17 protein-coding genes are annotated in these 14,642 nt (G+C 66.3%); 10 read left to right on the forward strand and 7 right to left on the reverse strand.

Features of this window, described 5'->3' with window-relative positions; genetic code table 11:
* Positions 1 to 450, reverse strand: a 450-nt coding sequence (locus ACFWF3_RS05265; RefSeq protein WP_378994618.1) for an Lrp/AsnC family transcriptional regulator, incomplete at its 3' end; no start/stop codon positions are given.
* 129 nt (positions 451 to 579) lie between these two features.
* Between ACFWF3_RS05265 and ACFWF3_RS05270 the strand changes: the two genes are divergently transcribed.
* The gene (locus ACFWF3_RS05270; RefSeq protein WP_379312538.1) at positions 580 to 1,509 is read left to right on the forward strand and encodes a DMT family transporter; all 930 of its coding nucleotides are present in this window, start codon (positions 580 to 582) and stop codon (positions 1,507 to 1,509) included.
* A gap of 16 nt (positions 1,510 to 1,525) precedes the next feature.
* Here the strand turns inward: ACFWF3_RS05270 and ACFWF3_RS05275 are convergent, their stop codons facing one another.
* A complete protein-coding gene (locus ACFWF3_RS05275) occupies positions 1,526 to 2,164 on the reverse strand; it encodes a PadR family transcriptional regulator (RefSeq protein ID WP_379312540.1) in 639 nt (212 codons plus the stop codon).
* Positions 2,165 to 2,282: 118 nt separating this feature from the next.
* On the opposite strand from ACFWF3_RS05275, the gene ACFWF3_RS05280 reads away from it, so the two are divergent.
* Both ACFWF3_RS05280 and ACFWF3_RS05285 read left to right on the forward strand, forming a co-directional pair.
* Entirely contained in the window at positions 2,283 to 3,221 is a 939-nt protein-coding gene (locus ACFWF3_RS05280) for an ATP-binding cassette domain-containing protein (protein WP_379312541.1), read from the forward strand.
* Positions 3,218 to 4,024 carry an ABC transporter permease gene (locus ACFWF3_RS05285; RefSeq protein ID WP_378659627.1) on the forward strand — a complete coding sequence of 269 codons (807 nt, stop codon included), beginning with the start codon at positions 3,218 to 3,220 and terminating at the stop codon, positions 4,022 to 4,024. Before ACFWF3_RS05280 ends, ACFWF3_RS05285 begins: the two co-directional genes overlap by 4 nt.
* Here ACFWF3_RS05285 and ACFWF3_RS05290 read toward each other — a convergent pair.
* The 3 genes from ACFWF3_RS05290 to ACFWF3_RS05300 form a co-directional block, all read right to left on the reverse strand.
* Entirely contained in the window at positions 4,021 to 4,821 is an 801-nt protein-coding gene (locus tag ACFWF3_RS05290) for a sulfotransferase family protein (protein WP_379312543.1), read from the reverse strand. The two genes, ACFWF3_RS05285 and ACFWF3_RS05290, sit on opposite strands and share 4 nt — an antisense overlap.
* Positions 4,818 to 5,396 (reverse strand): adenylyl-sulfate kinase, encoded by a 579-nt coding sequence (gene cysC / locus ACFWF3_RS05295; RefSeq protein ID WP_379312544.1) that lies wholly within the window; start codon positions 5,394 to 5,396, stop codon positions 4,818 to 4,820. The genes ACFWF3_RS05290 and cysC overlap by 4 nt, the downstream gene beginning before the upstream one ends.
* 138 nt (positions 5,397 to 5,534) lie before the next feature.
* Complete coding sequence (locus ACFWF3_RS05300) at positions 5,535 to 6,035, reverse strand: GtrA family protein (RefSeq protein ID WP_379312545.1); 501 nt, start codon at positions 6,033 to 6,035, stop codon at positions 5,535 to 5,537.
* Between the two features lie 159 nt (positions 6,036 to 6,194).
* Between ACFWF3_RS05300 and ACFWF3_RS05305 the strand changes: the two genes are divergently transcribed.
* The 7 genes from ACFWF3_RS05305 to ACFWF3_RS05335 all read left to right on the forward strand — a co-directional run bounded on the left by ACFWF3_RS05305 (position 6,195) and on the right by ACFWF3_RS05335 (position 12,866).
* Positions 6,195 to 6,374: a hypothetical protein gene (locus ACFWF3_RS05305; RefSeq protein ID WP_358068566.1), complete on the forward strand. Its 180-nt coding sequence runs from the start codon at positions 6,195 to 6,197 to the stop codon at positions 6,372 to 6,374.
* A gap of 122 nt (positions 6,375 to 6,496) precedes the next feature.
* A complete protein-coding gene (locus tag ACFWF3_RS05310) occupies positions 6,497 to 6,958 on the forward strand; it encodes a phage tail protein (protein WP_379312547.1) in 462 nt (153 codons plus the stop codon).
* A gap of 109 nt (positions 6,959 to 7,067) precedes the next feature.
* Positions 7,068 to 7,589 (forward strand): OsmC family protein, encoded by a 522-nt coding sequence (locus ACFWF3_RS05315; RefSeq protein WP_378994593.1) that lies wholly within the window; start codon positions 7,068 to 7,070, stop codon positions 7,587 to 7,589.
* A gap of 489 nt (positions 7,590 to 8,078) precedes the next feature.
* The gene (locus ACFWF3_RS05320) at positions 8,079 to 8,624 is read left to right on the forward strand and encodes a hypothetical protein (protein ID WP_379312548.1); all 546 of its coding nucleotides are present in this window, start codon (positions 8,079 to 8,081) and stop codon (positions 8,622 to 8,624) included.
* A gap of 67 nt (positions 8,625 to 8,691) precedes the next feature.
* Complete coding sequence (locus ACFWF3_RS05325; protein WP_379312549.1) at positions 8,692 to 10,077, forward strand: hypothetical protein; 1,386 nt, start codon at positions 8,692 to 8,694, stop codon at positions 10,075 to 10,077.
* Positions 10,078 to 10,214: 137 nt separating this feature from the next.
* Positions 10,215 to 11,783, forward strand: coding sequence for an MFS transporter (locus ACFWF3_RS05330; protein WP_379312550.1), 1,569 nt, complete (start codon positions 10,215 to 10,217; stop codon positions 11,781 to 11,783).
* 108 nt (positions 11,784 to 11,891) lie between these two features.
* Positions 11,892 to 12,866 (forward strand): sterol desaturase family protein, encoded by a 975-nt coding sequence (locus tag ACFWF3_RS05335; RefSeq protein ID WP_379312552.1) that lies wholly within the window; start codon positions 11,892 to 11,894, stop codon positions 12,864 to 12,866.
* Between the two features lie 84 nt (positions 12,867 to 12,950).
* On the opposite strand, the gene ACFWF3_RS05340 is transcribed toward ACFWF3_RS05335, so the two are convergent.
* Positions 12,951 to 13,904 carry an enoyl-CoA hydratase/isomerase family protein gene (locus tag ACFWF3_RS05340; RefSeq protein WP_379312553.1) on the reverse strand — a complete coding sequence of 318 codons (954 nt, stop codon included), beginning with the start codon at positions 13,902 to 13,904 and terminating at the stop codon, positions 12,951 to 12,953.
* Between the two features lie 20 nt (positions 13,905 to 13,924).
* A partial coding sequence (locus tag ACFWF3_RS05345; protein WP_379312554.1) for a WS/DGAT domain-containing protein occupies positions 13,925 to 14,642 on the reverse strand: 718 nt, incomplete at its 5' end.

The following is a 14,642-nucleotide window of genomic DNA, read 5'->3' on the forward strand; positions in this document are numbered from 1 at the left end:
CGTCGGGCTGATCACCTTCTTGCGCTGGTGCCCGTAGACCACCGAGGTGCGGACGTTGGCGAGTTCCGGACGCGTCGTCAGTTTGTCCAGGACCACCCCGTGCAGATGGTCGGTGTCGCGGACGGCCACGTGCACGAGGAAATCGTCGTTGCCGGTGAGCACGAACAGCGAGATCACCTCGGGCATCTGCTCCAGGAACGCCTGGAAGCCCTCGATCACCGCGCGGGTCGGCGGGTGGACGCGCACGGCGATCACGGCTTGCAACCCGCGCCCGATCGCCGCGAGGTCCGCCTCCGCGTGGAACCCGGTCAGGATGCCGCGTTCGCGCAGCGATCTGATCCGCTCCAGACAGGTCGAGGGGGCGATGTCGAGCGCTTGGGCCATGTCGCGATTGGTGCGCCGACCATCCTGTTGGAGCATCCGTACCAACGCCGAATCTAGTTCGTCCACGCTCGCCTCTCTCCATCGATTTCCGAATCTAGTTCGGAGTGTACGCATAGCTGCTGACTATGTTGCTAGCGTCTCGCCGGTCAGCTGATTTTCGTTCGGCTGCGATACTTCGGAAAGAGGTGCCTTCCGGTGCGTGAACGAGGGCCGAGCGTGGGGGCGGTGGGCGCGGTGGTGACGGCCGCACTGTTGTGGAGCAGTTCCTACGCGGTGACGAAAGTGCTGTTGGCCGACCTCGGCCCGCTCAGTATCGGGGCCGTCCGATTCACCATGGCGGCGTTGCTGCTCGCCGCGATGGTACGACTGGACCGCCACCGCGGCGACCGGCCGGATGCCGGGCAGCGGCGCCTGCTCTACCTGTGCGGATTGCTCGGCATCACCGTCTATTTCGTCCTCGAGAACGTCGGCGTGGATCTGTCCACAGCCTCCGACGCGGCTCTCATCGTGGCGACCTACCCGCTGATGACGATGCTGCTGGAGCTGGCCGTCCTGCGCGTCCGGCTGCCGCCGCTGCGGGTGACGGGCGTGCTGCTGGCCACCGCCGGTGCCGTTCTCGTGGTCCACGACGGTGCCCGGATCGGCGGCAGCGCACGGTGGCTGGGCGACATCATCCTGCTGCTCGGCGGACTGGCCTGGGCGGGCTACAACGTGCTCGGCAAGCGGGCGAGTGCCGGACACGGCGCCCTGACCGTCACCTACTACCAGACCATGGCGGGGGCGGGCGGATTCGTCCTGATCGCGCTCCTGGAAGCCGACAGCTGGCGCATGCCCGACGTGACCACGTCGTCGCTGCTCGTCTACCTGGCCGTGGCGTGCTCGGTCGGCGGGTTCCTGCTCTACAACTACGGCCTGCGCAGGATGGCGCCGAGCGTCGCGGTGAACATCCTCAACCTGGTCCCGGTCTTCGGCGTGCTCAGCGCCGTGATCATCAACGGCGAACCGTTCCGGCTCGCCCAGGTGGCGGGCGGCGCGGTCATCGTCGCCGGTGTCGCACTGGGTTTGATCGAACGGCAATCGTGCGCCCCGGCCGAGCGGCCGAGCGACGTCCTGGTTCGCCCCTGAGCTGGTGAAATTCCGGTCAGCGGAGGTCGTCGGGGTGCGGGCCGGTGCCGAACGGGTTCGGCTCGTCCTCGGCGAGGATGCCCACGAAAGGTTCGCCCTCGTCGGCGAAGGTGTACGCGCCGCCTTCGATGCGGTCGATCAGGCCGTGCGTCCAGGCTGCTTCGCTGTCGGCGGAGTGCACCCACATGTTCATGATCTCGCCGATGTGTCCGAGCTGCCCCGGACCCTGCTCCGGCGTGTAGTACTCGGTGACCGAGGCACGCCACTGTTCGAGGCCGATCATTCGTTGCTTCAGGAGCGCGACGGCCTCGGCGCGCGGTAGGTCGACGATGAAACCGATGGCGGCCGAGATCATGTCCATCTGCTGGTCGTACGAGGTCAGAGCCTCGCGGAGCAGTGTGAGGAACTCCTCGGTGCCCTTGTCGGTGACCTCGTACTCGACGCGGGGCGGACCGCCGGCGGTGCTCGGGGCGACCTCGTGCGCGAGGAGCAGTCCCTGCTTGGCCATCTGCTTGAGCGCGTGGTAGATCGAGCCGGGCTTGGCGTTGGACCATTCGTGCGCGCCCCAGAATTCCAGGTCGTTGCGCACCTGATAACCGTGCGCTCGGCCGTGCTGACGGACCGCGCCGAGGACCAGCAACCGGATCGCTGACATGGACGTCTCCCTTCCGAGCGAGTGCGATCAAAATAGCAGTATTCAAGTTTGACTAACCGAACCGGCCCCGGTACCTTGGCCATCTAGTCAAATTTGATCACTGGTGATGGAGGGTGTTTTGACTGACCACGATCTCTCGATCGTCGTCGAAGGCCTGCGCAAGAAGTACGGGGCGAAGCAGGCCCTCGACGGACTCGATCTCGCTGTTCGGGCCGGTACCGTGCACGCGGTACTCGGCCCGAACGGCGCGGGAAAGACCACGGCCGTGCGCATCATGTCCACGTTGCTCCGGCCGGAGGAAGGGCGGGTCGAGGTGGCGGGCATCGACGTGCGCACGCGAGCCGACGAGGTGCGTTCACGCATCGGCCTGCTCGGCCAGAGCGCGGCTGTCGACGAGGAACTCAGCGGTCGGCAGAACCTGGAGATGTTCGGGCGTCTCTACCACCTGGGCGCGCGGCGCGCGGGTGTCAGGGCCGACGAACTCCTCGCGCGATTCGGTCTCGCGGACACCGGCAAGAAAGCGGTCAAGCAGTACAGCGGCGGTATGCGCCGGCGGCTCGACCTCGCGGCGTCGCTCATCTCCGCACCGCAGGTGCTGTTCCTGGACGAACCCACGACCGGGCTCGATCCCCGCGGTCGCGCCGAGGTGTGGAGTTCGGTGCGCTCCCTGGTCGACGGCGGCACCACCGTGCTGTTGACCACGCAATACCTGGAGGAGGCCGATCAATTGGCCGATCAGATCTCGGTGATCGACCACGGGAAGGTCATCGCGGCGGGCACCGCCGACCAGCTGAAATCCAAGACCGGCGGCGACCGCATCGACGTAGTCCTGCACGACTCCACCCAACTGGCCCTCGCGGCCGCGCTCATCCCCGGCGAGGCGGTGGTGGACGAGGACCGGCGGATGGTCAGTGCCGCGGTCGGCGACCGGATGGCGGCGCTCACCGAGACGGTCCGGGCGCTGGAGTCCAACGGCATCGAAGCCGAGGACATCGCGATCAGACGGCCGACGCTCGACGAAGTCTTCATGCAGCTGACCAAGGAGGACGCGGCGTGAGCGCGACATATTCGACGAACCGGACCCTGGGCACGGCGCTCACCGATTCCTGGACGATGACCAGACGCGAGCTGGCGCACTGGGCCCGCCAGCCCGTCCAGGTGGTCGTCGGGCTGGTGTTCCCGGTGATGCTGTTGCTGATGTTCAGCTACCTGATCGGCGGCGGGCGCGGCATCGACGGTGACTTCAAGGATTATCTGGTCCCCGGAATCCTCACCATGACAATGGCCTTCGGTCTCGAGGCGACCATGCTCGCGGTGACCCAGGACCTCGGCAAGGGGGTCATCGATCGATTCCGCTCGATGCCGATGAACTCGGCCGCGGTCCTGGTGGGTCGCAGCGTCGCCGACATGCTGCAGTCGGCGGTCGGGCTGATCGTGATGATCGCGGTCGGGTACGCGATCGGCTGGCGCTGGCACGATGGTGCCGCCTCGTTCCTGGCGGCGGTAGGGCTGTTGTTGCTGTTCCGCTTCGCGATGTTGTGGATCGGCATCTACCTGGCGATGGTCGCGGGCAAGCCCGAGCTGGTGCAGGCGGTGCAGATCCTGGTCTGGCCGATCAGCTTCCTCTCCAATGCCATCGCCTCGCCCGAGTCGATGCCGTCCTGGCTGGGTGCGGTCGTCGAGTGGAACCCGATGTCGGCGACGGCTACGGCGGTGCGCGGTCTGCTGGGCAATCCGGGTGCGGTCGGCGACTCCTGGGCCGGGGCACACGCCGAAATGCTGGCGGTGGCATGGCCGCTCGGTTTGATCGCGGTGTTCTTCCCGCTGGCAGTGAAGCGGTTCCGGGATCTGAGTCGCTAGCTCAGCGCGGCATCTCGGTGGTCCTGCTCCGCGCGAGCCGGGTAGCCCCATTCTCGGCACGCCGTCCTCAGCGCGTCCGGGATCGTCTCGTCGGCGGGCAGTGGCCGGGCAGGCTGGATGGCGCCGGAGCGGATGGTGTCGCTCCAGTCGCCGATGCCGCGAATGTAGCTGCCGTGGTCGAAACGGCCGTAGTCCAGCATCGAGGGCTGCCACTCGACGTCGAGGAACCGGCACAGGCCGCGCACGGTTTCCTCGGGGCGGTGGGTCAGGTCCTCGTAGCGGATCTCGTGGCCGTCCAGCGTCGCCCTGGCCTCGTTCATCGCTGCGACGAACTCCAGCGTCCGCCGCACCGGGTCGATCTCACGGCGATCCGCCCACGCGCGGCCCAGCGAGTCGGCGATCTGGACCGGGTGGCGCAACAGGAACACGTAGCGGGCGTCGGGCCAGCACGCGGCGATCCGTCGCCAGGTCAGCACGCTGCTCGTCGTCTTGTTGACCATCCGGTCCTTCCCGCTGCGTTCCAGCTCGTGGTGCAGCAGGCGGTCCCAGAGGAGATGTTCGAGCTCACGGATAGTCAGGCCGAGCGCGTCCAGCGAGATACTCGCGTAGCGCTCGGTGATGTCGTCGGCGGCCCACTCCAGTTCCTGGACGGTCAGCAGGTTCAGGTGGAGTTCGTGTGGGGCGTGGATGCGTGCGTGGCTGTCGAGGACCGACCGCAGCAGGGTCGACCCGGATCGGGGCGCGGACAGGATGAAGATCGGCGCGGGCACGAGGCGGTTCGCGGTCGTCTGCTTCACGGGCGTGGGCTCGGTAGCACAGCGGTGATCAGGCCCCGGCGGATCAGGAGATCGAGGACGTGATCGGCGGATTCGGCGACCGGCTCGGCGGTGGTGTCTATCCGCAGAGCGGGCAACAGCGGTTCCTCGTAGGCCGCGTCGACCCCGGTGAGCTGGGTGAGCTCGCCTCTGGATCGGCGCCCGTACAGGCCCTTGACGTCGCGTTGTGTGCAGGTGGAAAGCGCTGTCGCGACGTGGACTTCGGCGAAGTCGAGGCCGGCGTCGTCGTGGCGCACCCGCATCAGCGCGCGATCGGCGGCGTACGGCGCGATGGCTGCCACGAGAACGAGCACGCCGTGCCCGGCCAGCATCAGCGCGAGGGTGGTGATCCGACCGAGGTTCTGTGTGCGGTCGTCGGGGGAGAGGCCGAGTTCGGGCCACAGCCGCCCGCGCACGTCGTCGCCGTCGAGTACCTCGACCCGATTCCCGGCGGCCGCCACCCGCTGCCGGGTGGCCGCGGCGATGGTGGATTTTCCCGAACTGGGCAGCCCGGTCAGCAGAACTGTCCCGCCCGGTCTGCAGGGCCCGTCATTCATCAGACATTTCTGACAGGGCGAAATTATGTGGGGGTATCGATTGTGCGATCGACGCGTAAACGCCTGCTGCCCAAAAGAATTCGTCCTGGCACGATAAGGGAAACGGTGCCACTGATAATGATTCGGCGCATCTCTCGCCTAGTTTCCGAAGACGAGACTGCGCAGAACCAGGAACCGCAGACCGCCGACCGCGGCCATGACGGCGATCACCGCACCCGCCTGCGCAACCTCCCCGAGATCCGGCGCCAGGAAATCCAGCCCGGCCAGCGCCGCCGTGCTGATGCCGAGGCCGAGCAGCGCCAGTCCGCCGCCCTCCCACTGCGCGGTGAATCCGCCGACCCTGCTTCCCGCCCGGAAGGTGAGCTGGCGGTGCAATTCGTTGGCGATCACGGTGCTCACCATCGACCCGGCGACATTGGCGACCAGTGGGCCGCTGTCGTGCATGGCCATGAACAACAGCACATAGGCGATGTTGCTGGCACCGCCGACCAGAGCGAACCGGATCAGCTGAGCGAGGGCGTGGTCGCCGCGCAGGAATCGCAGCACACGGATGGGGTCGACGTGCGACGCAGAGCCGACCCACGGTGCGTAGGTGCTGGTGGGCAGCATTCCGGGGCGGGTGATCTGCGAGGCGGTCATGTTCGTTCCGATCGAGCGTGCGGACCCGGCGGTGCTGCCGGACAACGCTTGTGACTATACGTAGAAGTATACGTATAAACAAGTGTCGCGGCGGTACGGCAACCGTGATCGGCAAGATCGGCATTGGCACCCGCGGCGCAGTCGGCGGACACTGGAGGAATGGTTGACAGGGAGCAACGCACACCCTTCTACGGGGTGGTGCTGATTCTCGCAGCGTTGGGCGCGTCGATGGCGGTCAGTTACTACGGGCCGACCTGGTTTCGCGTCACCGTCTACATCCTCACGGCGGTGGTAGTCCTGGTCGGCGGTGTCATGACCTTCCGCGACTACTCGCACTGACGCAGCGAAACTCGCGCGTCGCACCCTGGCCTGTCAGGGGGCGCGATGGGTTGTGCTGGTGCAGTGTGGGTCCCGGCCAGCTCGCCGGGCTGCACCCGGCCGTACCCGCTGAGGAGTTCGCCGTGGCTTACATCGTGGATTTCGAGACCGTTTCGACCCGGGGATTGGAGTCGTCGCCGGTCGCCGACGCGCTCGCGGGATTGCGGGCGAACGAGGCCAGGTATTTCAAGAACAAATACGATCATGTCTTCACCGTGGAGCCCGCGAGCGAGGCGAAATCGGCTGTCGACCGGGTGAGCCGGATACTCGCCGAAGAACGTGACATCGTCATCGCCTCACGCCCGCTCGAAGCTACCGCTTTCCAGGTCGAGAACATTCGTATGGCCTATGTCTTCTATGAAAGCGGCCTGTCGATCAACGTGATGTACTCGGTCGACGATGCGAAGAAGCGGGCGGTCGGGTTCAAGCTCAGCGACGGAATGGAAGTACCCGCGGAGCTCGACTCGTTCAAGTTCGCCCGGCAGAAGTCGAAGCTCGCAGGCACCATTCGCGGTTCCTACTTCGTCATCAAGGGCGAGTACTGACCGGTCCGGCGCTGGATTCATCGTGCGGCAAACCCTGTTGGGAGTGCGGCTGCGGCGAGGACCCTGTGGTGGTTCGAGTATTCCCGCTCGCTGCCGCAAGGAGACGCTCATGACCGTCGAAGCCAGTACCCGACTCAACAACGTGGATATCGACGCCGTCGGGGGTCTCGTGGCGGCTGTTCGAGCCGATCCGGCCAAGGGGCAGACCACCTGGGCGGCGCATGTCGGGTGGAAGGGCGGGTTCGCCTCGGAGGCGCGCGTCCGCAAGTTCGCGCCGATCCCGTCGGACGAGCCGTCGGCGCTCGGCGGCGCCGACACCGCCCCCAACCCCGTCGAACAACTGCTCGCGGCCCTGGGCAACTGCCTCGCGGTCGGCTACGCGGCCAACGCCACGATCGCCGGCATCCGCATCGACGATCTGCGCATCGACGTGAAGGGCGACCTCGACCTGCACGTTTTCCTCGGGCTCGCCCAGGGACACGCGGGCTTCGAGTCCATCACCGCGACAGTGTCGATCGATTCGGACGCCTCCCGGGAGCAGCTCGAGGACCTGCACACGAAGGTGCTGTCCAGCTCGCCGGTGGGGCACACAGTGCGCACCGCGGTGCCCGTCGACATCACCCTCGCCTAGGCGGAGGCCTCCCGCCACGCGCGACTCCGTCGTTCGAATTCGTTGCACTGCCGAGAATTTCGGCCGTAAACAGAACAGTCCCCGGTAGTCTCCATCGAAACCATGAGCTCAGTCGTCGCTGACAACTCCGGTATTCGATTGGCTTGCCGGGGGCTTAGCCAGATCCTGAAATGTCGTCACTACCGTCGGCGAACGTCTTCGTCGGCAGTGCGGCTCATTCCGGTATTCCGGTGTATATCCAGTCTTCTCCGGATCTGCTCGATGTCAATACCTTCGCGCTGTCGAATATTGCCTGATTTCGAACGTCGTGACGACGGCCGTCGCATTGTGTGGACGGTCTTTTCGGAGGACAGTGGATATGTCCGGTGGCGCCCGCCGGGGCGCCGCCCTTCCTGGAGTAGGAGGTGGCCCGTGTACGCACGTTCCAGCACATTCGCTGCCCAGCGGTCGTCGATCGACCGTGGTATCGCATACCTCCACAATGCGGTGATGCCGAATATGCCCGAAATCGACGGGTGGGTCGGTATGTCACTGATGGTGGACAGGGCGACAGGCCGATGCATCGCCACGACCGCGTGGGAATCGGAGGACGCCCTGCACGACAGCAGGATGCGCGTCCGATCGCTGCGCGACGGTCTGGCCGAAGCGCTCAACGGACAGGTCGAGCACATCGAGGAATGGGAAGTCGCGGTCATGCACCGCGATCACCTGGCCGGCGCGAGTGCCTGCACCCGATGCACCTGGATCCAGGTCGACCCGACGGCAGTCGACTTGGCGATCCACACGTTCAAGTCCAGCTTGCTGCCGGAATTCGAGAAGATCGAAGGATTCCGCAGCGCCAGCCTGTTCGTCGACCGGGACACCGGCCGAGGGGTGGGATCCACGGTCTGGGCAAGCAGAGAGGAATTGGACAACAGCCGCCCCCTGGTGGATCGCATGCGCGCCGAAGCGATCCGCACCATGGGAGCCGAGGTCCTCGAGGTGGCGGAGTTCCGACTCGGCTTCGCCCATCTGCGCGTCCCCGAGTTGGTCTGAACGACGAGACATCCGGCCGCGGAGCGGCAACTCCCGGCCGGCCTTCGAGCTGTATCGGAGGAGCATCGTGAATGCCTCGAGCGGAGCCGACGAACCACTCGACGCGGCTGAGCGTGCGGAACTACAGCGCCTTCGACAGGAGCTGGCCGAACTTCGTAGCGCCCGCGATGAGAAATCGCCGAACGTTGCTCCGGCCGAGGGCCGACGTTCCTCCGGTCACCGGAAATTGCGCTGGACGGGTGCGGCGGTCCTGCTCGTGCTGGTCGCCGTCCTGTCCTTTTCCGCGGTTCTCGCCCGCTACGCCCACAGCGAGGTCCTCGACACCGACCGCTATGTCCGGACGATGGCGTCGCTGGGGTCGGACCCGGTGCTGCAGGGCGAACTCACCGATCAGATCACCGATGAGGTCATGACGCGCCTCGATGTCGAGGCGATCACCGCCGACGCGCTGCGGTCGATCACCGACGATGCTCCCCGCGTGCCACCCGCCGTGGTCGGGCTGGCGCCGGTGATCGCCGATCAGGCCGAGTCGTTCGTGCACCGGACGGTGGCATCGTTCGTGGCCTCCGACCAGTTCGAAACCCTGTGGATCCAGGCCAACGAGCAGGCGCATCAGGCGCTGGTCGCGGTGCTGACCGGGCAGACCCGGCCTGGCGTCGATGTCAGCGATCAGGGCGTGGTCAGCATCTCGCTGGCCCCGATCATCGACCGGGTTCGGGCAGCGCTGATCGATCGGGGGTTCGCGTTCGCGGACAAGGTCCCCACGGTCGACAAGTCGTTCGTGCTGTTCGAATCGCCCGAACTCGTCAAGGCGCAGCGGGCGACCTCGGCATTGGACAAGGCCTCCGCGGTGCTGCCCTGGCTGACCCTGCTGGCCGCCGTCGGTGCCGTGTGGGTGGCGCCGAACGGCGCACGCCGACGCGCCGTTGCGCTGGTCGGAGTCAGCATCGCGATCGCGATGGCGCTGCTGGCCGTGGCGATCGCTCTCGGCCGGTCGTGGTATCTGGGGGCCGTGCCTGCGGACGTGCTCTCCGCGCAGGCGGCCACGGTGCTGATCGACACCGTGCTGGTTCCGCTGCGCACCGCGTTGCGGGCGGTGTTCGTGCTGGCCGTGGTGATCGCGGTCGTCGGCTACCTCACCGGATCGTCGGGATCGGCGGCCGCGGTCCGTGGCGCTGGTACTCGGGCGCTCGACGCGCTGCGCCCCGAGCACGGGCGGGCCCCGAATCCGATCGAGTCCGCGGTCGCGCGGTTCCGCATCCCGCTGCGGGTGGTCATCGTCGTGATCGCGGTGACGACGCTGGTGTTCTGGCCGTACCCGTCGGGCGTGGTCGTGGTGGTGACCGTGCTCGTCGCGGTGGCAGCCCTGCTGGTGGTGGAACTGGTGGCACGGCCCGCGCTGGTCGAACGCGACTCACCGGTCACGGAGGCGGTGCCGGCTCGGGACGGGTGAGTGCCGCTCGGATCAGGTCTTCTCGTCGAGGTCACGGCGTCGTCGGTCCGACGTTCACGGTGAATTCCGTGTTGCAATGGATTCCGGTCATAGCAAACAGCAGAAGTACGTCACGACTGCCGGGATGGTGAGCGTCGATGAGCAACGATTCGGCTGGGCAGACGGGCGGCACACAGCGACTGCTGGCGGTGTTGCTGGCGATGGCGATGTTCGTGCTCGTCGTCGATACATCGCTGATGAACGTGTCGATCTCGGCGGTGGTGCGAGATCTCGACACGACCGTCAGCGGGGTCCAGGCGGCGATCGCGTTGGAAGCGCTGGTTTCGGCCGCATTCATTCTGATCGGCGGAAAAGCAGGTGACCTGATCGGACGCAAGCGGGCCTATGCGCTGGGATTGATCGGCTACGCGATCGGGGCGACGGCGATGGCCTTCGCGCAGAGCCTGATCGCGATCGTCATCTTCTGGGCGGTGCTCGGCGGGATCGGCGCGTCGCTGCTGTTGCCCGCCATGCAATCGCTGATCCACGGCAACTTCGAAGGCGCGGCGCAGAAGAAGGTCTATGCCCTGGTCGGCGCGGCGGCCGCGATCGCGGCCGCGGTCGGCCCACTGCTCGGCGGATTCATCACCACCTACCTGTCGTGGCGCGTCGGGTTCGTGTTGGAGGTCGTCGTTATCGCGATCGTGCTGTCCGGGATGGGCATCGTCCGCGATGTGTCCTATACCGGCCCACGCAGCGTCGACCTGGTCGGGGCGGTGCTGTCGGTACTCGGTATGGGCGGAATCGTGCTGGGAATCCTGGTGTGGCAGGAGGGCGGCGAAGCGGTCGGCGCCCTCCTGGCCCTCGGGGCCGTCGCGCTGGCCGGCCTCGCCTATTGGCTCGTTCGGCGCAAGCGTGCGGGCAAATCGATACTGCTCGACCCGGACCTGTTCCGTTCCAAGGCCTTCCGGCTGGGCATCTCGGGACAGATGCTGCAGCAGATCGCTCTCGGCGGCACGATGATTGCCCTGCCGATCTACCTGCAGATGGTGCTCGAGTACAACGCGATGCAAGCAGGACTGTCCATCGCGCCCCTGTCGTTGAGCATGTTCGCCGTAGCGCTGCTCACCGGCAGATACGCGGGCGATCGGCCCGCGAGCACCATCATCCGGTGGGGATTCGTGCTCCTGACGGTCGGGACGGTGGTACTCGTTCCGATCGTGCCCCGCGCGGAATTCGGCTGGGGGCTCATCATTCCCCTCATCATCGCGGGCTCAGGGCTGGGTCTGCTGGTGTCTCAGCTCAACAACTACACACTGGCCCCGATCGAGGAGGAGCGGATCAGCGAAGCCGCCGGCGTCAATTCGGCGGCCGGGTCGTTCGGGTTGTCCTTCGGGCTGGCGTTCGCCGGCGCCATCATGCTGGCGACGTTGTCGATCACCTTCACGAGCATGGCGGAATCGAGCACGGTGCTCCCGCAGGCACAGCAACAACAGGTGGCGCAGGTGCTGGAGGACGACGCCGAGATCATGAGCAACACCCAGCTCGATCAGCTGCTCGTCGACCAACCGCCGCAGATCCGCGACGAGATCGTTCGCATCAACACCGAGGCTCGGCCCTTCGCTCTGCAGGTGGCACTACTGGTTCCGCTCCTGGCCGGTCTCGTCGGGTTGTTCACCTCGTTCCGGATGAGACGCATCCCGGAAGCCGTGCCGAAGCCGTCCTGATCCCGGTCGCGATATCGGCGGGGCATTCGGACCTGCCGGCAACAAGGTGGCGATCAGCCACACCTGGGGTCCCTGGTGTGGAGTGCGGCTCCGGACGATGGTTTACCTATGAGTGGCGCGAAATCGACTACCGAGGTGTGGCGGGAGAAGTTCCGGGCCCGCCGCCGGACCAGGTTCGTGGTGGCGTTCGGAGTGCTCCTCGCGGGACTGAGCACGGCTGCCGTAGTCGTCTTGCCCCGACTTGCGTCCGCGATGTCCGGCATGGATGTCTCGACCATACTGATCTGGCTGGCGATTCCGGTCTTCCTTGTCGCCGTCGTGGCGGAGTTCGTGTACCTCGAGCGTCACGGCAAGCCCTACGACTACCGTGACTCAGCTACCTCCATCGCCGCCGGTGTGGGGTATCAAGTCCTCAACATTCCCTGGGCGCTGGCGGAGCTCGCGATCTTCGCAACTGTTTCCTCGCTGGTGCCGTGGCACCTCGAGGGCTGGGTTGCGTGGGCCGTCGCGCTGATCGGGGTCGACTTCGCCTACTACTGGTTTCATCGCGCGCACCACGAAATCCGGGTGTTCTGGTCGGTCCACGTCGTGCATCACTCGAGCGAGAACTTCAACCTCACCACAGCACTGCGTACGCCATGGCTGGTTGTCACGTCCCTGCCGTTCCTGGCACCGCTGGCGCTGTCGGGAATCGATGGCAAGATCATCGCCGCCTCCTACGCGATCAACCTGCTGTACCAGTTCGGCATCCACACCGAGGCCATCGGCAAACTCTGGGCGCCTATCGAATTCGTGTTCAACACACCGAGCCACCACCGCGTGCACCACGGCTCCAACACTGAATACCTCGACCGCAACTACGGTGGCGTGCTCATCATCTGGGACCGCGTCTTCGGCTCCTTCGAACCGGAGGGCGAGCAGGCGATCTACGGCCTCACCAAGAATGTCGACACCTACAACATCGCAAAGATCAACGCCCGCGAGATAGTCGCGATCTGGCAGGACGTGCAGAACGCGGCGAAATTCTCGGACAAGCTCGGGTTCCTGTTCCGAGGTCCCGGTTGGCAGCCACAGCCGACCTGAGCGAGCAGCTCTTCGAGTTCGAGCCACCCGTGACGTCGTCATGGGCAGGCAGGGACCGCGATCGGCAGCGGCAGCCTGGCCGCGCTATTCGGTGAAGTCGACCTTGGTGCCGTCGATCCAGCCCGGCAGGCTGTCCGCGACGAAGTCGGACATGTCGCGGCCCGCGTCGATCGTCGATTCGACGTCGGCGAGGTAGGTGGCCATCGCGCGTTTGGCCGACGGCGTGGACGCCGCGGTGAGGAAGTGGGCGCGTTCGATGTGCAGGCCCTTCTCGAGTGAGGTCGAACCACCCTGGTAGACAGCGTGTTTGATACCACGGACCGCCGTGGGGGAGCGCTTCGCCAACCTGGCAGCCGTCGCCTGCGCCTCGGTCAGCAGCTCGTCGGCGTCGATCAATCTGTGCACGAGCCCGATCTCCAGCGCCCGGCTCGGGGTGATCGGAGCGCCCTCGAGACACAATTCGAGCGCACGCCCCGCGCCGAGCACGCGAGTCAGCATCTGGGTGCCACCGCCGCCGGGGATGATGCCGACCAGGATCTCGGGCTGCCCGATTTCGAAGGGACCATCGGCCATCAGGCGCAGGTCGCAAGCCAGCGACAGCTCGCAACCGCCACCCAGCGCGCGGCCGTTGAGCGCGGCGATGAAGACGGTGCTGGACTCCCGCATCAGTCGGCACACCTCGTGATAGCGGCGGAGATTCGCGACACCGCCCGCGCCGGCCCGGGCCAAGCCCGACTGCCCGCCGGGAACATGGTCGGCCAAGGAACTCATCCGCAGCGCTGCGCCCGCCGTGCGCGCGTTCAGCGTCAGCGGTGCGGCCTCGACGCCCTCCAGGATCTCCGACACCGAGTAATGGCTGACGAAGACCCCGTCGACGGCGCTGGTGAGCACGACCGCACGGACTCCGTCGTCGCCGTCGATGGCGCGCAGGAGGTCGAGTAGTTCACCCATCACGGCATCGGTGAGGAAGTTGTAGGGCGGGTTGTTCAACCAGATGGTTTGAACGGGGCCGTTCCGGTCGGTGCGGAGAAATTCCATGCCATTGCCTTTCGTTGTCGCTATTGCCCGTAGGCACGTTCGAGTTCGGCCAGCGCGTCACCGCAGTACGGTGCGACCCGTTGGACATGGGGCAGTGCGGTCGCGCACGCGGTCACACACAGGTTGAGGCGATTCGCGTAGGACAGGATCGTCAGGTTGAGTGCTTGACCGTCGAGCGGGATCGATACCGCGTGCCACTCCTCCAGGGTCATACCGTTGTAGTGCAATTGCCGGCTCGGTCCCGGCATATTGGAGATGACGACATTGAACATCGGCGTGATCCGGCTGCTCACGCCGAGTACCAGACTCGCGCCGAAGGGCGCCATGAGCATCGCCGTGTACGCCATGACCGCCGCGCCCGACATCCGGCTCATGTGTTCCTTGGCAGCGACCGTCGAGGCGACGATCGCCGAGACGCGTTCCCGCACATCGGTGATGTCGGTCGCGAGGGTGGCCAGCGCCATGGTCGTCGCGTTGCCCTCGGCGTCGTCGCTGTCCTTGGGGCGGAACGACATCGGCATGCCGGCGATCAGTGAGTCCGCGGGCAGCGCGTCGATCTCGGCGAGGTAGCGGCGCAGGCCGCCCGCGCAGATCGCGAGGATGACGTCGTTGATCGTTCCCCCGCATCGCTGAGCGAGCGCGGTGATGCGGGCCAGATCGAACGACTGGGTGGCTATCCGGCGTTCGGCGGTGATCGCGCCGTTGAGGATCGATGCCGGCGCGGAGTACGGCTTGACC

The sequence above is a fragment of the Nocardia sp. NPDC060220 genome (genome assembly GCF_042727815.1).
Lineage (GTDB): Bacteria > Actinomycetota > Actinomycetes > Mycobacteriales > Mycobacteriaceae > Nocardia.